This window comes from Candidatus Cryosericum terrychapinii, from assembly GCF_003570925.1.
GTDB classification, from domain to species: Bacteria; Caldisericota; Caldisericia; order Cryosericales; family Cryosericaceae; genus Cryosericum; species Cryosericum terrychapinii.
On record NZ_QXIS01000032.1, the window covers coordinates 86,866 to 109,394 of the forward strand.

At 58.5% G+C, this 22,529-nt stretch carries 21 protein-coding genes; 9 read left to right on the plus strand and 12 right to left on the minus strand.

Annotated elements, in window-relative coordinates:
• The 4 genes from SMC7_RS05555 to SMC7_RS05570 all read right to left on the minus strand — a co-directional run bounded on the left by SMC7_RS05555 (position 1) and on the right by SMC7_RS05570 (position 3,906).
• Positions 1 to 765, minus strand: coding sequence for an ABC transporter ATP-binding protein (locus SMC7_RS05555; RefSeq protein ID WP_119089359.1), 765 nt, complete (start codon positions 763 to 765; stop codon positions 1 to 3).
• Positions 765 to 1,766, minus strand: a complete 1,002-nt coding sequence (locus SMC7_RS05560) for a branched-chain amino acid ABC transporter permease (RefSeq protein ID WP_119089360.1) — start codon at positions 1,764 to 1,766, stop codon at positions 765 to 767. The genes SMC7_RS05555 and SMC7_RS05560 overlap by 1 nt, the downstream gene beginning before the upstream one ends.
• A gap of 1 nt (position 1,767) precedes the next feature.
• Positions 1,768 to 2,694: a branched-chain amino acid ABC transporter permease gene (locus SMC7_RS05565; RefSeq protein WP_119089361.1), complete on the minus strand. Its 927-nt coding sequence runs from the start codon at positions 2,692 to 2,694 to the stop codon at positions 1,768 to 1,770.
• Between the two features lie 66 nt (positions 2,695 to 2,760).
• The gene (locus SMC7_RS05570) at positions 2,761 to 3,906 is read right to left on the minus strand and encodes an ABC transporter substrate-binding protein (RefSeq protein WP_119089362.1); all 1,146 of its coding nucleotides are present in this window, start codon (positions 3,904 to 3,906) and stop codon (positions 2,761 to 2,763) included.
• A gap of 820 nt (positions 3,907 to 4,726) precedes the next feature.
• Between SMC7_RS05570 and SMC7_RS05575 the strand changes: the two genes are divergently transcribed.
• From SMC7_RS05575 to SMC7_RS05595, 6 genes are all read left to right on the plus strand, one after another.
• The gene (locus SMC7_RS05575) at positions 4,727 to 5,836 is read left to right on the plus strand and encodes a DUF362 domain-containing protein (RefSeq protein WP_119089363.1); all 1,110 of its coding nucleotides are present in this window, start codon (positions 4,727 to 4,729) and stop codon (positions 5,834 to 5,836) included.
• A gap of 150 nt (positions 5,837 to 5,986) precedes the next feature.
• Complete coding sequence (locus SMC7_RS05580; RefSeq protein ID WP_119089364.1) at positions 5,987 to 7,363, plus strand: MFS transporter; 1,377 nt, start codon at positions 5,987 to 5,989, stop codon at positions 7,361 to 7,363.
• A gap of 186 nt (positions 7,364 to 7,549) precedes the next feature.
• Positions 7,550 to 7,831, plus strand: a complete 282-nt coding sequence (locus SMC7_RS05585) for a hypothetical protein (RefSeq protein WP_119089365.1) — start codon at positions 7,550 to 7,552, stop codon at positions 7,829 to 7,831.
• A gap of 288 nt (positions 7,832 to 8,119) precedes the next feature.
• Positions 8,120 to 10,198 carry a DEAD/DEAH box helicase family protein gene (locus tag SMC7_RS05590; RefSeq protein WP_207798724.1) on the plus strand — a complete coding sequence of 693 codons (2,079 nt, stop codon included), beginning with the start codon at positions 8,120 to 8,122 and terminating at the stop codon, positions 10,196 to 10,198.
• A gap of 64 nt (positions 10,199 to 10,262) precedes the next feature.
• Positions 10,263 to 11,213, plus strand: a complete 951-nt coding sequence (locus tag SMC7_RS07450; RefSeq protein WP_207798725.1) for a DUF3427 domain-containing protein — start codon at positions 10,263 to 10,265, stop codon at positions 11,211 to 11,213.
• Between the two features lie 463 nt (positions 11,214 to 11,676).
• Entirely contained in the window at positions 11,677 to 12,315 is a 639-nt protein-coding gene (locus tag SMC7_RS05595) for a GyrI-like domain-containing protein (protein WP_119089366.1), read from the plus strand.
• Positions 12,316 to 12,463: 148 nt separating this feature from the next.
• Here the strand turns inward: SMC7_RS05595 and SMC7_RS05600 are convergent, their stop codons facing one another.
• Positions 12,464 to 14,161: a stalk domain-containing protein gene (locus SMC7_RS05600; RefSeq protein ID WP_119089367.1), complete on the minus strand. Its 1,698-nt coding sequence runs from the start codon at positions 14,159 to 14,161 to the stop codon at positions 12,464 to 12,466.
• Between the two features lie 300 nt (positions 14,162 to 14,461).
• On the opposite strand from SMC7_RS05600, the gene SMC7_RS05605 reads away from it, so the two are divergent.
• From SMC7_RS05605 to SMC7_RS05615, 3 genes are all read left to right on the plus strand, one after another.
• Complete coding sequence (locus SMC7_RS05605) at positions 14,462 to 15,223, plus strand: Stp1/IreP family PP2C-type Ser/Thr phosphatase (RefSeq protein ID WP_119089368.1); 762 nt, start codon at positions 14,462 to 14,464, stop codon at positions 15,221 to 15,223.
• A 199-nt stretch (positions 15,224 to 15,422) separates the two neighbouring features.
• Positions 15,423 to 16,280: a hypothetical protein gene (locus SMC7_RS05610; protein WP_119089369.1), complete on the plus strand. Its 858-nt coding sequence runs from the start codon at positions 15,423 to 15,425 to the stop codon at positions 16,278 to 16,280.
• Positions 16,270 to 16,860, plus strand: a complete 591-nt coding sequence (locus SMC7_RS05615; protein WP_165845175.1) for a J domain-containing protein — start codon at positions 16,270 to 16,272, stop codon at positions 16,858 to 16,860. Before SMC7_RS05610 ends, SMC7_RS05615 begins: the two co-directional genes overlap by 11 nt.
• Before the next feature lie 76 nt (positions 16,861 to 16,936).
• Here the strand turns inward: SMC7_RS05615 and SMC7_RS05620 are convergent, their stop codons facing one another.
• From SMC7_RS05620 to SMC7_RS07380, 7 genes are all read right to left on the minus strand, one after another.
• Positions 16,937 to 18,196: a HesA/MoeB/ThiF family protein gene (locus SMC7_RS05620; protein ID WP_126850735.1), complete on the minus strand. Its 1,260-nt coding sequence runs from the start codon at positions 18,194 to 18,196 to the stop codon at positions 16,937 to 16,939.
• 5 nt (positions 18,197 to 18,201) lie between these two features.
• Complete coding sequence (locus SMC7_RS05625) at positions 18,202 to 18,393, minus strand: hypothetical protein (RefSeq protein ID WP_119089372.1); 192 nt, start codon at positions 18,391 to 18,393, stop codon at positions 18,202 to 18,204.
• Positions 18,394 to 18,410: 17 nt separating this feature from the next.
• A complete protein-coding gene (locus tag SMC7_RS05630) occupies positions 18,411 to 18,863 on the minus strand; it encodes a hypothetical protein (RefSeq protein WP_119089373.1) in 453 nt (150 codons plus the stop codon).
• A gap of 5 nt (positions 18,864 to 18,868) precedes the next feature.
• Positions 18,869 to 19,936 (minus strand): hypothetical protein, encoded by a 1,068-nt coding sequence (locus SMC7_RS05635; protein ID WP_119089374.1) that lies wholly within the window; start codon positions 19,934 to 19,936, stop codon positions 18,869 to 18,871.
• A 127-nt stretch (positions 19,937 to 20,063) separates the two neighbouring features.
• Positions 20,064 to 20,990: a DMT family transporter gene (locus tag SMC7_RS05640; protein ID WP_119089375.1), complete on the minus strand. Its 927-nt coding sequence runs from the start codon at positions 20,988 to 20,990 to the stop codon at positions 20,064 to 20,066.
• A 115-nt stretch (positions 20,991 to 21,105) separates the two neighbouring features.
• Positions 21,106 to 22,158, minus strand: a complete 1,053-nt coding sequence (locus SMC7_RS05645; protein ID WP_207798726.1) for a DMT family transporter — start codon at positions 22,156 to 22,158, stop codon at positions 21,106 to 21,108.
• A 67-nt stretch (positions 22,159 to 22,225) separates the two neighbouring features.
• A complete protein-coding gene (locus SMC7_RS07380) occupies positions 22,226 to 22,396 on the minus strand; it encodes a hypothetical protein (RefSeq protein WP_165845176.1) in 171 nt (56 codons plus the stop codon).
• Positions 22,397 to 22,529 lie beyond the last annotated feature (133 nt).

Below are 22,529 nucleotides of genomic sequence, written 5' to 3' on the forward strand. Positions count from 1 at the left end.
TCAGGCCCCCTTTCCAAGGTATGCTTCGATGACCCGGGGGTCGTTGCGGATGTACTCGGGCACGCCTTCGCAGATGGTCTCGCCGAAGTCCATGACTTTGATGCGTTCACATACGCCCATGACCACTCTCATCTGGTGCTCGATGAGAAGGATCGTCAGGTCGAACTTGTCGCGGAGCCAGTGGATCATTTCCATCAGTTGGTCTGCCTCTGCCGGGTTCATGCCGGCTGCGGGCTCGTCCAGGATGAGGAGCTTGGGTTTGGTGGCAAGAGCGCGGGCGATTTCCAACCGGCGCTGGGCCCCGTAGGGGAGGGAACCCGAGATGTCCTCGGCATGTCCCTCCAGGTGGAACAGGCGCAGGATGTCGATGGCATAGTCGTCGACAAGTTGCTCGCCCTGCCAGTACTTGCGTGTGTGCAGGAACGCATCAGTGTTGCCGTACGGCATACGGAAATGATAGGCGATCTTGATGTTGTCAATAACGCTGGACTTGCTGAACAGGCGGATGTTCTGGAACGTGCGGGCGATCCCTGCCTGCGTGATCTGGTAGGTTTTCCTGCCCACGATGTTCTGTCCGTCGAAGACGATAGTACCCTTGGTTGGCGTATAAACGCCGGTGACCACGTTGAAGACGGTCGTCTTGCCGGCGCCGTTCGGTCCGATGAGGCCGACGATCTCGCCGTGCTCCAGCTGGATGTTGAAGTCGGAAACGGCGCGCAGGCCGCCAAAGAACTGTGTGAGATGTTGAATGTCGAGGAGAGCCATTATGCACTCACCTCCTTCCTCTGACGCTGGGGAATGAGGATGAAGCTGAATTCCTTGAGGCCCATGATACCTTCCGTCCGGAAGATCATGGTCAGGATGAGGATCAGTGGGTAGATGACCAGGCGCCACTTCTGCAGGCCGCGCATCAATTCGGGCAGGAGCGTGAAGATAGCCGGGCCGACTATGGCCCCGCTGATTGATGTGGAGCCGCCGACGTACAGGTAGATAAGATACTCCAGCGACTTCATGAAACTGAAGTTGTCCGGGTGGATGAACTGAAGCAGGTGCGCGAAGACACCGCCCGAGACTCCAGCGAAGAAGGCCGAGAAGACGAACACAAACACTTTCTGCCGTGTCGTGTTGATACCCGTGGATTCAGCGGCGATCTCCGAGTCGCGGACCGCCTTCATGGAGCGTCCATGCGACGAGAACAGGTAGTTGCGCATAAGAACGACGCTCACGATCGTGAACACGAACACGACCTCCAGCGTCGTGAACTTGGGGATGCCACCCAGGCCACGGGGACCTCCGAGCACTTCAGTGACACGGATGACCGTTCGGATGAGTTCGTTGGCCGATAGCGTCACGATAGCCAGGTAGTCGCCCTTGAGACGCAGCGATGGTGCTCCGACAAGATAGCCTGCTGCGGCAGCCAGTAACCCCCCTGCAAGAATTGCGACTATGAAGACAGGATACCCGACCCATGGATTGGCAGTACTCGTATGCAACCAGACCGTCGTAATCATGGCTGACGTATAGGCGCCGACAGCCATGAAACCAGCGTGTCCGATGGAGAACTGGCCAGTAAAGCCGTTGACCATGCCCAGGCTGACAGTCATGACGATGTTGATGCCGGCCAGCATGATGAGCTGGATGTAATACGCGTTCAGGAGGGGGTCTCCGTTATTGAGGGGCAGGATGCTCAGGACCTTGATGACAGCATAGACCAGCGCGAATGCAATGACTGTGGCTAAGGTGCGGTGTGTACGAAGAAAGGTCATGTCAGACCTTCTCCGGCATGAACTTGCCCAGCAGGCCGCTTGGTCGAATAAGCAGGATACCAATAAGGATGGCGAACGCGATGCCGTACCCCAGGTTAGAGTTGACGGACGTCGCGAACGCCTCCGAGATGCCCATGATGTATGCGCCGAGCACGGCTCCGGGGATATTGCCGATGCCGCCAAGGACCGCTGCGATGAACGCTTTCAGGCCCGGCCATATGCCCAGGAACGGGGATGCCAGCATGCCGTAGGTCGTGCCGTACAGAATGCCGCCGGCACCTGCCAGCGCAGGACCCACGATGAAGGCCGTACTGATGACGACGTCGATGTTGATGCCCATAAGGCTGGCTGTCGGCTTGTCGAATGCCACCGCGCGCATCTGCTTGCCGATGAGGGTCTTGTTGACGAACCAGAATAGCAGGACCATCAGGATGACGGAAACGCCGACGTCGAGCAGCAGCACGTTGGAAATGTTGAGGCCGAGGTTGCCGGGGATGGGAATGTTCTTGGCCACAATGAGGTCAGGGAACTTGCGGTACGTCGGGCCGAAGACGAAGTGTACGCCGAAGAGGACGAAGTCCATCGCGCAGAAGTTTTCAAGAAATATCGAAACACCAAGCGCGGTGATCAATGCCGAAAGGCGGGACTTGTAGCGCAGCGGGCGATATGCAAGTTTCTCCATGATGAAGCCAAGCAGGCCGGTAATAAGCATGGCTGCGATGATCGTCGGGACAAAGGCGCCGCCAAAGATCATGGCCATTTTGGGGGCGAGGAAGAATCCCATGTAAGCGCCAAACATGAAAATGTCGGCGTGAGCAAAGTTGATGAGGCGCACGATGCCATACACCATTGTATAGCCCAAGGCAATCAGGGCATAGATACTGCCTATCTGAATGCCGTTGATGAGTTGCTGCAGGAACTGACCCATGTTTTCTCCTCCAACAGGGGGCCAGGGGGACGTACCTGGTCCCCCTGGGCCGAGATGCGTGCCAGGTTACGGGTTGACAGTCATCAGGAACGTCTGCTGGCCGTTCTTGATTTGCAGGATGACTGCGGCCTTGATGGGGTTGCGGTTTGCGTCGAACTTGTAGGCGCCGCCGATGCCCGAGAAGGTCGTATTCTTCATGGCATCCCTGATATCCGAGCCCTTGATTGAGCCGCAAGTCTTGAAGGCATCGAGGAATAGTCCTGCAGCGTCATACGCAAGAGCAGCGAGTGCGTCAGGTGCTGCCCCGTATTTGGTTGTGTATTTTGCTACGAAATCCTGGACTTTTGGGCTCTTGTCGTCCTTGGAGAAGTGGTTGGAGAAGACACCACCCTCGACAGCCGCGCCACCTATCGTGACGAGCTCAGGTGAGTCCCAGCCATCGCCGCCGCCGGCGGGGACGTTCAGACCCATCTCGCGTGCCTGCTTGAGCTGGAGTGCAGCTCCGCCGTAGTAGTTTGGCAGGTACAGGAACTCAGGCTTGGCGGCCTTGATGGTGGTCAACTGGGCCTTGTAGTCGATCGTAGTAGCTTCATCCGTGAAGGCTTCATAGGCGACGATCTTGCCGCCCAGACTCTCGAAACTGGCCTTGAAGGCCTCGGCCAGTCCCTTGGGGTAGTCGTTGCCGTTGTCGTACAGCACTGCGGCTGTCTTGACCTTGAGAGTATTGTACGCGTAATTGGCCATAACTTTACCCTGGAACGGGTCGATAAAGCAGGCACGGAAGATGTAGTCGCCGACCAGCGTGACCGCCTCATTAGTAGACGTTGGCGAGATCTCTGGGACGCCGGCATCCTGCGCGATAGGTGCGACAGCCAGGGTGACCTTGCTCATAACGGCGCCGATGATGCCGATGACCTTGTCCTGGTCTATGAGCTTATGAGCGGCGCTGGCTCCGACCGCGGGGTCACCAGCATCGTCCTCGTTGATGTAGTTGATCGTTGTTGCGACGCCTCCGACCGTTGCTCCGCCGGCAGTGTTAAACTCCTCGACGGCCATTGCTACTCCCTGCTTGCTGGAAGTACCGAAGGTGGCCGAGGCCCCGGTCATCGGGAAGATACCACCCAGGTTGACAACCCCAGTTTTTGCTTTGCATCCAACGCCAATGCCGGCAATCAATGCACAGACAAGAATAATGGCAAACAGTCTCCTCATGTTTTCTCCTCTCTTGATATGGATGTGTGGTACCGGTTCGTGGAGCGACAGAGTATCGTCAGGCTTGCAGGCCCGTTGGCTCCCCCTTCCCAAGAAAGCGGAAAGACCTCGCGGAAAACACGCCGTGAGGTCCTCTGGTAGCTGCACAGGCTGAGGGCTTGGGACCCTGCTCACTGCAGACTTCGGGCAGAGTTCTGCTCGGTGAGTCCGAGGCAAAGCCGTTTGGCACAAGACGTGAGCATGAACCAAATGGATGTGGTGAGTCTAGGTATGAGACAAAGAGGGGGAACCATCTAGTGTCCATAATGCATTCTTGCAAAGTGGACAGAAAAGTCAATAGGCAGATGCTGAGGACCATGAAGGAGCTATTGGAGTGCATTGGCCGGCATCTTCCGCTATCATCATGATGAAACAGACCTCTGCGCATCGCGTTTCAGCGCCTCACGTCACATCTGACGTCCCTGTTCCGGGACATTCCACATGTCGTTTCATGTATTCAGCCTCATTTATACACACTATTGTGGTGTCGCAAGAATTGTCAAGGTGTACGTGACCTCCAGTCCATCCGGCGTCGCTCGCGCCACCGTCTGGAAAGCCATGCCCGTGAACTGGAGAGGGACCCATGAGCAGTGCGTCGCCAGCATCCGTCTGCCAGGATCAGGTCGGTCTTGCCTCACAGCGACAGGCTGCGGAGGTTGCGTGTGGGCACCAACGCGCTAGAGTAATGTGGAGATATGAGACGTCAGGAGAAACATATGAGAGACTATTCGGCCAATCGGATTACGGAGTCGCAACGGCTGCAAGCTCCAATGGAGCGGGCATGAACGCGTCGAAGGTATGGTTCACGGATCTGCGTACGCGTCCCGGTCACAATCTGCTGGACAAGACCGAGGCTTTGATGCGCGCCGCCGGCGTCACAGACATCGACTTCAAGGACAAGTTCGTTGCACTGAAGCTGCACTTGGGAGAGCCCGGCAATCTCGCCTACATTCGCCCCAACTATGTCGCGCGTGTCGTGAAGCTGGTCCGCGAGCTCGGCGGCAAGCCGTTCCTCACCGACTGCAATACACTGTATTCGGGAGGCCGCTCCAACGCAGTCGATCACCTGCAGTCTGCCCAGGAGAATGGCTTCAACCGTATCGCCGTCGGGGCGGACGTCATCATCGCCGACGGCCTCAAGGGCACGGACTACCGCGAGGTCCCTATTCATCTCAAGCGCTGCGAAACTGCCAAGATCGGCACTGCAATTGCCGACGCCGACATCATCGTCTCGCTTACGCACTTCAAGGGGCATGAGCAGGCCGGCTTCGGCGGCACGTTGAAGAATTTGGGCATGGGTAGTGGTTCGCGGGGCGGCAAGATGCAGATGCATTCTGAGTCCAAGCCGCGTATCGATGTCGTCAAGTGCACCGCCTGTGGTACCTGCGTCCGTTCCTGCCCACAGGCCGCGATTGGATGGAACGCCGAGCGCAAGGCTGCCATCGACTACACGAAGTGTGTCGGTTGTGGGCAGTGCGTCGCCGTCTGTATGTATGGCGCCGCGCACCCCGTGTTCCAGGGGACCAACGACGTGCTCAACGAGAAGATCGCGGAATACGCCTATGCCGTCCTGCATGGCAAGCCGGCGTTCCACGTCAGCTTTATCATGAACGTCAGCCCCAAGTGCGATTGCTGGGGCCACAACGATGCGGCTATCGTGCCCGATATCGGCATCGCCGCGAGTTTCGACCCAGTGGCTCTCGACCAGGCATGCGTGGACCTCGTCAACAAGGCCGTCGCGAATCAGGGCAGCGTCCTTGCCGATGTCCACTTCGAACAGGGCGACAAGTTCACACACGTCCACCCCGAAACGCACTGGGAATCCCAGGTCGCCCACGCCGAGGAGACTGGACTGGGCGCGCGGCAGTACGAGCTGGTGGCCGTCGAGTAGGCACCTTCCTCCCGGCACGTCCCTTGCAGGCGCCACACCTGGTTTGGTGTGGCGCCTTTCTCTTGCGGGCCGTCCCTGTTGCAAAGGTCAAGGACTTCTTTATTCTTCATGCATGAGCACTCAGCGGTAGAAACCCATAAGGAGGGCTCTATGGCTCGAGTACGACCGAAGGGAATGAAGGCGTTTACGCTCATCTGGGCTGGTCAGGTGGTCTCGCTCGTTGGGTCCGCGATGACCGTCTTCGGTGTGAGCGTGTGGGCATGGCAGGTCACAGGTCACGCGACTGCCCTGAGCATCGTGGCGTTCTGCAGTTTCACACCGACTATCATCATGAGTCCCATCGCCGGAGCGCTGGTCGACCGGTGGAACCGCAAGGTGACTATGGGGGTTTCGGACGTAGCTTCGGGACTGGGTACGGTTATCATGCTCATCCTGTACGCCACCGGGCGCCTGCAGATTTGGCACCTCTGCGTCGTGGGGGCGTTGTCCGGGACGTTCCAGGCATTCCAGTGGCCTGCGTATCAGGCGGCCATCAGTACCATGATGCCGAAGGAGAAGTATGGCCGGGCTGCGGGCATGATGTCACTGGCGCAGAGCGGCTCCGGCATCCTTGCGCCCATCATTGCGGGTGCGGTCGTCGTCACGTGGGGGCTCGTGCCGATCTTCCTGTTCGACATCACTTCATTCTGCATTGCCGTTGCATTGTTGCTGGCGGTCAATGTTCCCCGTCCCTCGCGGTCACAGGCAGGTGAAGAGGCACGCGGCAGTCTCTGGAAGGAAACGGTCTTTGGCTGGCGCTACATCGCAGCGCGTCGGCCCCTGCTCCTGCTACAGCTCAGCTTCTTTGCCTCGAACCTCATTGCGTCGGTGTGCATGACGCTGTGGACCCCGATGATCCTGGCGCGTACCAGTAACAGTGCGACCACGCTAGGTATTGTCAACTCAGTCTCCGCTGTCGGGGGCGTCGTCGGAGGCGCGCTCATGGCGGCATGGGGTGGACCGCGCCGCAAGGTGTACGGCGTCCTGTGGGGTATGGTGTCCGCGTCCGCCCTGGGGATCATGCTCATGGGGTTTGGCCGAACGCTGCCCATCTGGCTCGTTTCCGGGTTTCTCGGAACGCTCATCATCCCATTTCTCAACGGCTGCAACGACGCTATCTGGCAGACGAAGGTACCGCACGACGTGCAGGGCAAGGTCTTTGGCACGCGCATGATGATCGCACAGATCTCGGTGCCCGTGGCCATGCTGACCGCTGGACCACTGGCGGACCTCGTATTCGAGCCACGGATGATGCCTGGAGGAGCCTTGGCACGAGTGTTTGGCCCGCTGGTTGGCGCCGGCCGTGGCGCCGGTATGGCTCTCATGTTCGTGTTGTTTGGTGGCCTGGCGCTGCTGGTGAGCGTCGCGAGTTTCATGGTGCGCGATATCCGCGATGTGGAGGTCCTGATTCCGGACTACGTTCCACCGGACGAAGAAGTGCCCGGAGAAGCGATTTCTGTACCTGTTGGGACAAACGCCGACAACTGAGCCGCATGCGCAAAAGCGTGACGAAGTCTGTATCGTATCTCCAGGAGTGGTGTTGTTGGTTATGGAACGTTTCGACGTGGTCGCGCGAGGGGGCTTGACATCTTTTATGAAACTTGTTTTGTTGTAGAGTATTGACATCAAGGCTCGGCGTCAACGTCAACACGAATCTCAACAAAGGAGATGGCAATGGCTGGAATAACAAAGAAGTCTGCAGAAACAGTAAAGAAGGTCGTCGTTACTGCACCGAAGAAGGCAGTGAAGAAGATTGCGCCAGTCGCCAAGAAGACCGTCAAGGTCGCGGCGAAGCCAGTGGTCAAGAAGACAGTTGTCAAGGCCGCGAAGCCGGCAGCCAAGAAGCTGGTCGCCAAAGCTCCGGCAAAGAAGATTGTTGCCGCCAAACCCGCTGTCAAGGCCGCGAAGCCGGCAGCCAAGAAGCCCATCGTCAAGAAACTCGCAGCCAAGAAGTAGTATACTGGCACGAGAACTGTCCTCGCTGTGTCGGCACATGTGCCGACACAGCGAGGTTGTTTCTCTGAAACGGTCACCGCGCTCGCGGACGGTGCCCGCACAGGAATTGGCAGGCAGCCCGAACCTGGGCTTGGAGCTCACGATTCGACGCCGCACTAGGAACACCTGGTGCGGTTCGTCATTTCAGATCACACAAGCGACCCTGCTGTGTCCACTTGAGAAAAGCCCGTGACAACGTAGTATGGTGTTAGTCTGTACGTCGAGCAGGCGCATCAGGGGGGAGGACAGTTGAGACTTAGCTCTGGCCTATATGAACAACTCATCGACGAACTGATGCGCCGGGAGCTGAACGACCTCGATCCAACCCGATGGTCATGGGACCAGGAGACTATTGACGCGGCAGAGAGCCCCACCATTTTATCCCAGTATCTGGAGAGAGTGATACGACGCACCCTCGATGCATGTACGGGCGACCAAGCTTTGCAGCAACGAGTAGCTGTCTGTAATGACATCGTTGAACGACTCAGTACAAGGGTTCCGGAGGCTGAACTGGGTGGCAGCACCATACCTCCACAAGTTGAAATTCTTCTCGCATTGCTCGATAAACCAACATCTCCAGACATAAGCATCGATCGGCTACACGAGCTTCGGCCAAAGACAGGCTTGAGCCAGTCCGCGCTTCTCACGGGTTCTCCACGGGAACCAAGCCTGGCCAGTGAACTACGAAAGGAAATCTTGTCATCAGACAGGATCGATATTCTCATGTCATTCATCAAGTGGAGTGGTATACGTCTTATCGAAAAAGAGTTGCGTGAGTTCACGTCACGCCCCAATACAGCGCTGAGAATCATCACGACTTCGTATATGGGGGCAACTGACCTTCGGGCCGTGTCACTGTTGGCCTCTCTGCCGAGTACTGCGGTACGGGTATCCTACGATACTAACCGCACACGTCTGCATGCCAAGGCATATTTGTTCCATCGCGACAGCGGGTTTACGACGGCCTATATCGGTTCATCCAATATCTCGCATGCCGCCATCACGAGTGGGCTGGAGTGGAACATCAAAGTCACTGCCAGAGACGCTACCGACATTGTCAACAAATTCGTTGGCACGTTCGAAACATATTGGAGCGACCCCGAGTTTCGGGCTTACTCGCTAGAAGATGAGCCTACTCTTAGAAAAGCCCTGGGAAACGAGAGATCGACTGAACAGCACCAATATCTTGTGGATATTCGCCCTTATGGATTTCAGCAGGACATTCTTGAAAGGCTGAAAGCGGAAAGGGAACTGCACGGCCGAAGACGCAATCTCGTGGTCGCAGCAACTGGTACTGGGAAAACGGTTGTTGCCGCCTTCGACTACAAACGATACTGTGAGGAGCATCCAGGAAGGAGAAATCGCCTCCTGTTTGTTGCACATCGAGAGGAAAACTTGCGGCAGTCGCTGGCATGTTTTCGGAATGTTCTCCACGATGCAAATTTCGGCGATGTACTTGTAGGCGACTCGGAACCGTCGCAAATAGACTACCTGTTTGTTTCGATCCAGATGCTTGCTGCGCGAGGCGTAGGGGCACTGCTTCGCAATCCCGCAACATATGACTACATAGTTGTGGATGAGTTCCATCATGCTGAAGCGCCAACGTATGTCGATTTTCTGGAATATGCGCAGCCGGATATTCTCCTTGGACTCACTGCAACACCAGAACGCATGGATGGCAAAGACATACTCAGGTGGTTTGGGGGTCGCATAGCAGCTGAAATTCGGTTGCCGGAGGCCGTTGATCGAGGACTACTATGTCCCTTTCAGTACTTCGGCGTGACCGACGTTGTCGACCTCAATACATTCCGATGGAGTCGTGGCGGATACGATATCCAACAGTTGAATCAAGCGTATTCAGCAAACGAGGGCAGGGCACGCCTCATAGTGGATGCCGTCCAACGCTACTGCAGAAAAGCGGAAGATACCCGTGGATTGGGTTTCTGTGTGAGTATCGAGCACGCAGAGTTCATGGCCGGCTTCTTCCGACGTGCGGGCATTCCCTCCGTTGCAGTCTCGGCTGCAACTGCCCCGACGGATCGCGTCACAGCCCAGAGTCTACTCCGTAACAAGGAAGTCAACTTCATCTTCACCGTGGACCTGTACAACGAAGGCATCGATATCCCGGAAATCGACACGGTCCTGTTCCTTCGACCGACTGAAAGTCTTACAGTGTTTCTTCAACAACTTGGGCGAGGGCTGCGAATCGATGAAGGAAAAGAGTGTCTGACGGTGCTTGATTTCATAGGGAAGGCGCAACAAAACTACAGTTTCGAGGCTCGCTTNNGACTTCCCATTTCTTCCCAAAGGGTGCAACATACAACTTGAGCGTGTGGCCAAGGAGAGTGTCCTGGAAAACATCAGGTCTGCAGTACGAAGTGGGCGTACCCGGATGGTCCAGCGAATTGCTGAGTTCGAAGACGAAGCCCAACAGGTTCTTACGATGGCCGCATTCCTCGAGTACCACCAACTGGAAGCCTACAGCATCTACGAGACAACAGGAAGGTCCTGGAGCCGACTGTGTTCTGAAGCAGGCAAGAGGAAGGCATGGATAGAACCAGACGAGGATCGTCTCACCAAGGGACTGTTGAGACTTGCGCACGCTGATTCACCTTCGTTTCTGCATTTCATTATCGACGCTCTTGAAGGGGATATGAACCTCTCACAGTCGGAGAGTCCATTCGCGGTAATGTTGTGGTGCGATGTGTGGCAGACGCCGTCTGATCGAGCCATGTGCTCCTCGTGGCAGCAGGTCATTGAGATCTTCGCCAGGAATCCTACGATGCGTGCCGAGTACCTAGAGCTCGCAAAATGGTGCCTCGACCACGTTAGCATCAGCTCGCAGCCAATGCGGCTTTCCTTCGGGAGTGCTTTGGAGCTTCATCGTTTGTATCTCCGTGACGAGCTCTTGGCTGGTCTTGGCTACTATTCATGGGAGCGACAGCCGTCACAGCGCGAAGGGGTGCTTCGCTTGAAGGACAAGAACTGTGATGTGCTGCTGGTTACTCTGAACAAGTCCGAAAAGGATTACTCTGAGTCCACCATGTACCGGGACTACGCTATCAGCGACCGCCTGTTTCACTGGCAGTCACAAAGCACCGTGTCGGAGACATCTCCAACGGGGCAGAGGTACATCCATCAGGTGGAGCTGCAGAGGACTGTTCTCTTGTTTGTTCGAGAGAACAAGGAATTGCATGGAATTGGAGCACCGTATTATTATCTGGGTCCTGCGACGTTCGTGGAATCCACAGGCAGTCATCCCATGAACATCGTGTGGGAACTGCAGTATCCTATGCCTGCACGGCTGTGTATGGTCACCAAGACTCTCGTGGTTTCGGAGTAGAGAGCAACCTGGCTGCTGCAAGGGCCGTCATGGGTGCGGTACCGGGCGCTGGTGGACTTGGCGCACGAGCTGGAATCGTCACCTGATATCTAGACTGCCCGACGTGGAAGCACCCCTGCCAATGGGCGTCATACGCTCCAGACTGTCGCGCATGAACATTGTTGCATCCGTCCGGCCACGTCGTTGTGTATGAAAGTACAATTCGTCGTCTTGAAATTGTACCTTAGCTGACAAAAGTATAATTCTTGTCCGCTTTGTCCCTGCCCTTTGAGTTTATCTTCTGCGAACTACACTTATTAGGAGAGGACATTTGTTGAGATTGTCCGGAGGCATTGATGGATGAACTACTTGCCTGGTTGCTGGAAGGACTGGGAATCAGGTCAGAAGAAGGTTCCATCGCGGTGGGTCACGCTGCTCGCCGAGCGCGTGCGACGGCGCACGAGTAGCTGACAGAGGATCAGACATGGAGACGATCGATCTTCGCAAGCAGATGAAGGACCTGTGGAGCCCGCCGGTGGGCAAGGTCGTCCTCGTCACCGTGCCTGCCATGCCATATCTTGTCATCGAGGGAGTTGGCAACCCGTCGACGTCCAGGGCGTTCCAGGAGGCTATCCAGGCACTGTACTCGGCTGCCTATACCATGAAGTTCGGGGCTAAGTCTGCGGGCATCGCGGAATGGAAGGTGACGCCGCTGGAGGCACTGTGGTGGAACGCGTCCGGACGGGACCTGACTGATGCTGACTTCGCGGTGACGACGCCAGGGGAGATGGCGTGGAAGGCTCTGGTGATGCAGCCTTTGGTCGTGACCGCGGACATGCTGAAGCAGGCGAAGGCTGAGATCGTCCGCAAGAAGAAGGACGTGCCTGCTCTTGCACAGGTACATCTGGAGACGTGGGCTGAGGGAGTGTGTGCTCAGACGATGTACGTGGGGCCATACGAGGGAGAGCGTTCGACGATCGACATGATGTACACGTGGATAGCTGCAAACGGCTACGGCGTGCGGGGTCGGCACCACGAGCTGTACCTCAGCGACCCCAACCGCACGGCGCCTGAGAAGATGAAAACCATCCTTCGGCTGCCCGTACAGACGGTTCAGTCGTAGCTCGGGGATACCATGTCCGCCACGCACAGGAGGCCGAATGGAAGCCAGCGTGTTGTGCGTGGCGTCACGGTCCAGTTCCGGCGCGTCCGTGGTGTTCAGGCCATGTGCTGGAAGCGGCGAAGACTGACCCCTCTACACACTTCACCGACTAGAGCTTGATTGTCACCGTCCTGCCGACCGGGTCCCACGTGACGATACATCCCAGATTCTCGGCGACGAACCGGAGGGGAAGCAGCGTCCTGCTGTTGACGATCATCGCAGCGACGTCCAAAGGTACGTCTGCGCCGTTCACACGTGCCTGATTAGAACCGATCCAGATCTCGATGGTATGTGTGCCGAGCGTCACGGTCGCCTTCCGGGCGACGGCATCCCAGCCGACACTCCCCTCGAGGGCTTCGATCACTGCGCGGATAGGGAGCAGGGTCCGGCCTTCGCGGATGATAGGCGGCGAGTCGAGCGTTGCGCGCGTCCCGTCGACGGACATCGCCGACGAACCGATAGTGAGCACCAGCGTATGCGACGGAAGTGGAGGCAGGACGATGGGGATAGGTTCGAAGACTGCCACGATGGCATGGCCCGCGGTGATGCCAGTTAGTACATATGTGTTGTCGCGGACCAGGCCGGTCACGGTCATGCCGTTGTCGGTGAGGAGCGTAAGGTGGTATCCCGCGTCAGGCAGCAAGTTCAGCGTGACGCTTTCACCCTCCGCGGCTTCCTTCAGCGTTGGCAGGACGGTGCCGCGCCCCTGTGGTGCAGAGGCCGTGATCCGGAAACGGACGACGGGGACATTCTCGAGACGGTACAGGCCGACGGCCGTAGCAGCATACACCATGCGGGGGTTCGAGGGGTCCACGGCAAGCGCAGAGATGTCCCCGGTGAGCGTGCCGCCTGCCTGGGTCCAGGAGGCGCCGCTATCAGTCGACGAATACACTCCGCCAGAGGTCATGAGACCACTGTCGCCTGCGTAGAGAACAGATGACTTGTCTGGATCCACAGCGAGCGCAGCGATTCCAAAGAAGTACTTGAGGACGCCCAATGTGCTGAGACCGGTTCCCTGTGACCAGGTAGCTCCTCCGTCCCTGGATTTCCAGACGCCCGCCGTGGTCCCAGCATAGACAGCGTCGGAGGTCACCATGACCGTCATCACGTCCGCTTCTGAAGAATTGACCTGCATTTTCCCAGTGGTTTTCGTCCAGCTGGCACCAGCGTCACCTGAAACGTAGAGCGAGTCTTCGACCACTGCATAGACCGTCGCGGGTCTGCCTGGATCGATGGCCAGCGCTGTCACGTGATCACTGGATATCCCGGATGCAGCCGTCGTCCAGGTTGCTCCGCCGTCCGTGGACTTCAGGACGCGTCCCTCCGTCATCATACCGGTGTCGCCAGCATAGACGGTCTGTGGATTCGCGGGGTCGACCGCCAATGTGGTAATCGCATAGTAGTAGCGGATTATTCCAGTGCCCGGGAGCATTCCCGAGCCTTGCGACCACGTCGCACCTCCGTCGGTCGACTGAAATGCTCCGCCGGAGGTTCCTGCGTACAGGCGGCTGCCGTCACCCGCAGCGGCAAGGACAAATACCTTGAGAGTCGCCTTGATGCCGGTGCCATACTGCTCCCAGGTGCCTCCTCGGTCCGTCGACCTGAACAGTCCCCGGTCGGTTCCTGCGAAGACAGTGCCGGGGTTCGTGGGATGAACGAGAATAGCACGGACCTGCCCTGCGTCGAGAGAGGTCTTCTGCCACGCTGGTGTCGCCCCTGAGGTTGGGGCAGGGAGTAGCAGCAGGCCGGGGACGGTCAGCCAGCAGATGGCAGCCACAACAATCAGTACGGCGACTAGACGTTTCATGGACACCTCCTAAGTATTGTATTACTGACGGACAGGAAAGTTCACTATTTTTATTTTAGACGTACGGAAAAAGGAGTCAACGGCCAACCAGACTGGGGATGAACACTTGTGTTCGTGACGGGGAGCATGTATTTGAATATGTCGGAGTGTGAACTCTGGCACGGGAAAAACTGGTGTCACACGGGTGTAGCCACTCGTTCACTTGGCGCGACCGCGCTGCACAGGAACAGTTCGTTCGCGAGAAACGTACAGGACTTGTGACTATTGACAGGGTTGGATATACTCAGGCAGGAGGTCACTATGAGGGTCATCGGAGCGGGTTGGACCGATATTGGACTGCAGCGTCACACCAATGAGGACAGTTTTGCCGTCGTTCAGGAAGGCAAGGAGGTCGAGCGTCAGGGTGCCTGTTATGTCGTCTGCGATGGCCTCGGCGGAGCACGGGCAGGAGAGGTCGCTTCTCGCACGGCTGTGGAGAGCTTTGTTGCGGCATGGTCCTCGCGGGAGTTGTCAGCCGAAGACACCAAACAGCGGCTGCGGCTTGCAGTCCATGAAGCGAATACGGTCGTCTACCGTCTGTCGCTTTCGTTGGAGGAGCTGGCGGGCATGGGGACGACGCTGGTGGCGTTCGTGCCGCACGCAGCGCGCGCGTATGTCTGCAACGTCGGTGACAGCAGGTGCTACTGTCTTCGGGGCAGTGTGTTGACTCAGTTGACGGAGGATCACACGATGGCGGCAGACATGGTACGCCAGGGACTCCTGGATCCGGCCTATGCGCGGCAGGTCAGCGAACGGAACATCTTGACCAGGGCGGTCGGGACGGCGGCGAGAGTCGAGGTCGACGTCATATCGGACGAGCTGTGCGCTGGTGACCGGTATCTCCTTTGCTCGGACGGACTGTGGGGTACGGTTTCCGAGTCCGACCTCAAGGCTGGCCTGACAGGGGGATCTCCGGAGGAGACCGCGCATCGCCTGGTGGACCTTGCCAATACCTGTGGAGGGCCGGACAACTGCACGGCCATCGTGGTGGACGTCCAGGAAACAGGCGGCGTCGCCGACTGAGAGGCGTCTCGTCTGTTGATCCAGGAGAATCAGGAGGACAATCTAAGAAAAGTGAGTGGCGCCTGCTGGGCACGATGTCCGTGGCATGGTCATGTTGTCGCTAGGTGTTCTGCTACAATGGTGGGCATGTCGGCGCGGCTGGAGCGACGAGCTTACCAACATGAAGGGTAATTACCAGCTGACCCCAAAGGAGACGGAAATGAGTGACAGGGAAAGCCAGACGATCGAAAAGCGGGTGGTCGCCCTGCTGAAAGCGAATCGCAAGGATCTGCGGGCATTCGTACGCGCGGTCGAAGCGCTTGCACCGCCAGAGGGCGATGTCGCAGGCTTCCTGGACGAGATGGGTGCATCGCTTGCTTCCGAGGACAGGACCATCGGCGCTTTGGAGCTCTGGGACAAGGCAGCGAAAATGTACGAGGAGCAGGCGCGTCTCGAAGAGGTTGCGGGGCTGTATGCCAACATGGGACCGATAGCGGCGACGACGGGTGACATCCCGCGCGGCATCAGGTTCTCCAGGAAGGCCGAGGAACTGGCGGCCCAGCTGGACCCCGACCCTGAACTTGCCTATCATGTTTCGTCCGATCTGGGGGCCATGTACGCGGAGCTGGGAGACTGGGAGAAGGCGATGTATGAGGACAGCCGCGCTCTCGAAGTGTCACGCGCCACGGACGACTCCGCCGGACAGATCGACGCGCTGCTTGCTCTTGCACAGGTCAGTCTTGCCCGGCAGGACCTGGTGTCTGCGCGCAGCGAGGCCATGGGGGCGCTCTCACTGGCTCATTCGTGCGATGAAAGGCTGCTCGAGGCCGAGGCCATGCGGGCGGTCGGAGATGTCTCGGAGGCAGCAGGGGAACACGAACAGGCCATCCGCCAGTATGAGCAGGGACTGGCTATCGAGGCGATGTCACCGGATCCCGAGATACGGGCGCAGCTCCACTTCGCCATGAGCATGGCGTGTGACGCCATGGGCGATGCGGCGAGGGCGGCACAGGAACGGAATCTGGCCGAGGCGGTTGGGCTCCCGGCAGGCGCGGAGGACGAGAACAGTGACGCCTGACAAGGACCTGTACGGCGTTCTGGGCGTAAGCCCGTCGGCATCCCAGGAACAGATCCGCTCGCAGTATCGGATCCTGGTGAGGAAATATCACCCGGACCTGCATCCCGGCGACACAAGTGCTGCTCTCATGATGGAGCGGGTCAACGCGGCATACGATGTCCTCGGCAACCCCGAGGAGCGGCGGCAGTACAATGACGAGATCAGCGCGTCGTCACAGGGTCGGGGTGAGACCGCTGCTCCCAGCAGCTACGGACAGTCTGCATACGGCAGTTCAGCTGCCGGCGCAGGGCCCCAGTCCACGTGGAACCCACAGTGGGGCAACGCGGCGACGGACCCGCGTGAGCGGCAGGCCGAGGCTGAGGCGATGTGGGAAGCAATGCACTCTCAGGAGCGTACCAGAGGCGGTCTGTTCGGCGACGTGTGGGCAAACGTCCCGGATCAGCGTGCGGAGGAAGACCTGAGCGGCTGGGCCGTGGCCGGGCGTGTTGTCTGGCTCATTGTTCGTATCGTCTTCGGTATCCTGTTTATCGCGCTCCGCTTGCTGAACACGAGGGTGGACGATCGTAACGACTTCTTCTAGCATGTGTCTTGCACGCAGGATATGACAATGGCCCACCCCGAGGGGTGGGCCATTTCGGTCATGTTTGGGCGTGACGTTATGTCGTTGGCTCTTCTTCCAGATGACCACCGCACACCAGGCAGTCCAGATCACGGTCGATGCGAGCGCCGTACCACCGCAGGATGCTCGGGTGTGTCCACTTGAATCCCATGCGCGGCCAGTTTGCATAGGCTTCTTCGCGCCGGTTTGCCCAGACGTAGAAATCCGAGGCGAGGTCTTCGTCGACCGTGCTCATCCCGGTCTCGATACCACGTGACAGTTCCACGAGTGCCATTTTGACCATCATGTTCGCGATGGGCGCGATGTCGGAGGACAGGCCGACCTGGATCATGGTGTTGATCTTGTCTTCCTCGACGTAGGCGGGCAATACGGCGAGAGCCTGCCGCTTTTGTGACATCTCCTCTTCGCGGCCGTCGATGAGGCCCGAAGAGAACACGCAGTTGTAGCAGGGGCCCTTCCATGGTCGTACACGCAGGACGTCGCCGCCCGCGGCGCGTGTGATGGCGCGCCCATACAGGGTGACCTTGTTGTTGTTGAGGGACATCTGGTTGAGGTTGAAACGGCTCTGGTCATTGTCAGAGGCGACAATGAGCAGGTCACACGCCGCGACCGCATCCTCGACTTGGCCCAGCGACTGGTTGACGTTGATTTCCATCGTCGAGACTTTGGCATAGGGGTTTTTCTGCAGTACCTGGTCTCGCACCGCGAGCGTCTTGTACCGACCGAGATCGTTTACGCCACACACGTGGCGGCTGATGTTCCCCAGCTCGAGCCGGTCGAAATCGATGAGCGTGAAATGGCCGATTCCCGCGCGGGCCAGTTCGAGAGCGATGGGGGAACCGCCGCTGCCAAGACCGACGATGACGACTTTCTTGTCAGCCAGCGCCGACGTCTCGAGGAGCCCGGTGTTGCGGGAGAACAACTCGGAGCGGCGAGGGACAAACCGCGCGTCTGCACCGGCTACGCCCTTCTCGGTCAGGACAAGTGCACGGCAGGAGGGTGAACCCCCCGCGTCGGTCCCCGCCAACAGGACCACGATGGGGTCCCCGTCGGGGTCGACTCGGCTGCGAACCTGCAGCATGAGCTTCTCTTCGTCGACAAATCCCGCAGCGTCCGAACGCATCGCGACACAAGGGCAGATGCGCCCAGAAGGCGTGGAATAAGGCTTCTCGGTATAGGCGTGGAAGACCGTCCAGTCGTCGAACCCATATGCGACACCATCTACCAGGCGGACGTCTCCCGTCTGGCTGAGCAGGTCACGGATCTGCTCCTCAAGCACGTAGACCAGGGGTGTCATGGCAGTCAACAGGCGAAGAAGCCGTCGCGCGTCGGGTCATCCGCTGTCACGGCGTCGGGCGAAAGCTTAGGGGACTTGGCGTCGACAAGCACCAGCTCTTGTGTTCGCGGGTCGAAGACCAGCTTCTTGGTCGTCGCCTTGCCCTGTGTTATCTGTGCCAGATGGTTCTGGACGCTCTTCGAGTCTTTCTCTTCCATCGTGTTCCTCCTCGTGGTCAGGCTTCCATGTGCGGCAGGTAGTGGTCTATAGCATAGCCGCTGTCCAGATGACCTTCATAGGCTTCGATCCAGGCCCGGATTTTCAGCAGGACTTTGAAGAATGTGATATTGGGGTGCCAGTGAGAAGCGCTGTAGTGACAGATGCGTACGGCGCCGTTCTCCGGTTTTAGCAGGTGCATCGGGTACGATGTACCCAGGTCGACCAGGGAATGCCCAAAGCGGTCTCGGAGGACAGGGCTGACGATCTCGACAATAGGGACGGAGTTTGGCAGGTCGGCAGGCACACGGAGACGAATGAGGTATTCGTTGCCCGCATTGGAGCGCAAGGTCCCCTCGATGACGGCATGACCGGGGATGATGCTGTCCTTCAGGAAGAAGGTCGGGAAGTAGCGCGACAGGATACCCATTTCGAGATGCAGTCTAGCTGACTGCTGCGAAGACCAGCCCATGGGACTCAGCCCTCTCTGTCGCGGGGGGCGTCAGACCCCGTGTGTTCCCGGTTGACAAGGAACGTTGTGACCAGTTCCTCGATGTGCGTAACGACGTCGTCGCCACGGTCCATGGCTACAAAGAGGGTGCGCGGGGTTTTCCAGGACTCCTCCTGTCCTGCTGGAATGTCTACGGGCCGACATTCGACGACGGGCTTGACGACAGGGTAGGAATGTGGAAAAACGATCTCGAACGCGTAACCGTCGCGCTCAAAGGCTAACGACACCCGTCCGTCCTCTCGCTGCAGGATTTCGACGCCTCGTTCGAGCGCCGACAACTCCTGGAAGAGGCGGTGCAGTTCGCCACGCCCTTCGGGTGTCGCCATGAACGAGGAGATGGGGAAGGTCGGGCTCTCTGTCTGAGGTGCGGCTGCCATGACAGCAAATGTTGTGCTGGGGATGGCTTCGTAGGTTGAGGCGAGAGTGCGCGGTTCGCTGCGTGGAAATCCTTTGATGGCTTCCATGGCAGTGCGCACGGGGCTGGAACCGGGCAGGATGAGCCACGTCAACTGCCGGCGTTCTCCGTCTCCATATGCACCGTACAGGTATGCGCGCATCTCGACTCTGTCGGACTTGTCGGTGAAATTGCATATCGTGAGCAACCAGGCATTGAACCCGTTCTTGTCGAGTGCTCGCTGCATCGTGCTCGAGTCGCCCTTGGACGGTTCGGTGAGCCCGAGTCTGTGGTGGGAGTGCCAGGTGCCGACATGCTGCAGGCCGTGCAGGTCGTGGAGGATTCCGCCGGCAGACTTGAGGAACGAGGACTCCTGGTAGAAGGCAGCGCCCTCGTGTTCAGCAGTTTCGCTTGGTCCCAGTACATACTCGATCATCGGTGAACCCGTGTGGGTCCAGAAACCAAAGAGGTCTCCACCGGTCTCGATACTTGGATAGTCTGTGACGAAACGGGCCATGGTCTCCAGCTCGCCCTCGTAGATGAGCGCCTTGTCACCGCGTGACGTCCCGGACGTCTCAGTCCGCCTGTGGACCGAAGCCGCTATGGTGCGCCTGAACTTCTCGCTGTGGCCTCTTGCCATTCTTCCTCCCCCTGAAGAAATGTCCTCTCAGTGCTCTCTGACAGTGGAGAGTATAACACGAGATGCAAAACGGCAAATATTCCAGCATGGCAGTCATCTCAGGCTGACAATCGCTTTGGCCCCTTCTTCATTGACCAGTGGTTGAAGGCAGTGTCGACGGTACATTGCGTTTTGTTGTCGGGAGGTTGCCGATGACGACGCCGGCCACGATGAGGAGACCTCCGGCAAGGGCAACAGGCTTCATGTGCTCGCCGAGGAGCACGAACGCATACAGGGCAGAGAGGACCGGTTCCAGGGAGTCAATGATAACGGCACGCTGAGCGCCGATCATGGCGATGCCCTGTACGAACAGGAACATGCCGCCTGCAGCCGACAGACCGATGCCGGCAAAGACCAGCATCGCTGTGCGGGAGCTGAAAATGACCGGGTAGAAGACGGGCTGGCCTATGGTGAGGAGGCACAGAACCATGGCGGGCGCCACCTGGTTGTACAGGCCGAGCGTGCGCGGGTCGACTCCACGGATGACGCGCTGGGAGAGTACGGCGTACAGCGCGTAGGCCACAGCGCACGCCAGCATGGTCAGGACGCCGATCCCGGAAACGCTCCGAAAGCTCGCGCCCAGCAGGAGCAGCAGGCCGACGGCGATGACACCTACCGACGCCAGGTAGGCGCGCGTCACGCGTTCATGCAGGAGAATCCAGGCGAACAGACCAGCGAAGGCGGGGTAGCAGTGGAACAGGAACATGGCGGTCGACACAGGCAACAGTCGGACGGCGGTGAAGTAGAGCAGCGTCGGCCCGGTGACGAACACGGCAGAAAAGCCAAGGAGGACACCTGCCTCATGCCAGTTGCGCGGGAACAGCAGGTGCCAGTTCAGGAGCCCGATGATCACGACGAGGATGATGCTGGCGAGGAGATAGCGTTCCTTGAGCAGCTGGACAGGGTTCAGGTTGTACCGGTATGCGAACTTGACGAGGACCGAGGTGCCGCTGTAGATGACGGCCGACGCGATGGCGACCAGGATCCCGCCTTTTCGAACCTGAGGCTGATTCATGTGCACTGCTCCTTTCGAATAACGTAACAATTCATGATACTGCCGCGGTTGAAGAGCGCAAGGATGCGCGGAAGGGTGCAGGTGTTACATCATCTCACCGAGGCTGTGTATGATGTCAGATATGTGGTGCAGGGAGTTGGGGAGATGTACACGGTGTCGAGGTTTGCGGCGTGGTCAGCACTTGGGTGCTGTGCCGGCTCTCGTAGACTCTCAGGAAGACCACGCCAGCTAGGATGAGAAGACTGCCGGCGATCTGGATGCCATTCAGGTGTTCACCCAGCACGAGGTAGGCGATTACTGCGGTAAATGCCGGCTCGAGGGTGAGAATCAGGTTGGCGACACTTGACGGCAAGTAGCCCAGGCTGACATTGTACAGTCCAAAACCAGCGACAGTGGGACCTGCCGCCAGGAGGAAGAGTATGAACCAGCCCCACGCGGCTTTTCCAAGCCACAGCAGATCCGCGGGGCCAACGGCCGCGCCGGGAAGGAATTTCCCGAGAGACAGATTGAGCAGAAGCAGGAAGCACGCTGCGAAGGCGAATGTATACAGCAAGGTCGTCCACGGGTTGAGCCCTCGCTGAGAGGCTGAACGGCCCATCAGACTGTAACCCGCGTACCAGAGTCCCGACAGCGTTCCTGTCAGGATACCTGTCAGGTTTCCCTGCCATGCGCCCGGCTCGAGAACGCCGGAAACCAGAATGCAGCCTCCCAGGCAGCCTGCGATTGTCACAAGTTTGACCCATCCGAGACGTTCCTTCAGGAGCCACTTGCCTAGAAGAGCGGTGAATGCAGCCGAGGAGTAGACCAGAACAGTCGACACGGCTGCTCCGTTGAGGGAGACGGACAGCGTCCAGAAAGAGTTGAACATCGTCAGCATGAGGCCGTAGGCAACAAGGTAGCCCACGTGGCGTCGCTCCGCGCGCAGCAGGCGCGGATGCAGGATGACGAGAACAATCAGCATCGTGAGCGCCACGAACGAATCTCGCCAGAAGGCCAGAACGAGCGCAGGCATGTTGTAGGTTTGTGTGAGGTAGCGGATGAAGATGGCAGTGGTCGACAGGATGATGGCGCTGGCCACAGCGAGGGGATACCCACGCGCAAGGTCCGAGCGCTCGCGGGCAGAGCGGGTGGCTTGCTGTTCCTGGCACAGCGCCGTCTGTGTCTTCACGAACCCTTGGCCTCCGGGACTGGCTTGAAGACCTCACGCGTGGCCTCGACGACCGGCACCATCTGGTTCACATCAAACCTCCTTGCCCGGTTTCTGCAAACGAATTGTAGAGTATGATATGAGCTCTTCTGACAGGCTTGCCATAGACACGCTGTACCAAGTAGCCGATCTTGGCAGCACCTGCCCTGTGCGAACTGGAGGGTCCCATGATCGGTCCCATGACGTCAAAAATGGCCATGCGTGCCTCCTGATGTCACTCCAAGTATAGGATGGAGGGGGTCATGTCAAGCCGACAGATGTGGTGAGGAGCGCTGTTGTCCAGCTGCCGTATCCGCAATATACTAATATGCTACTAAGAAGAGGATTATTCC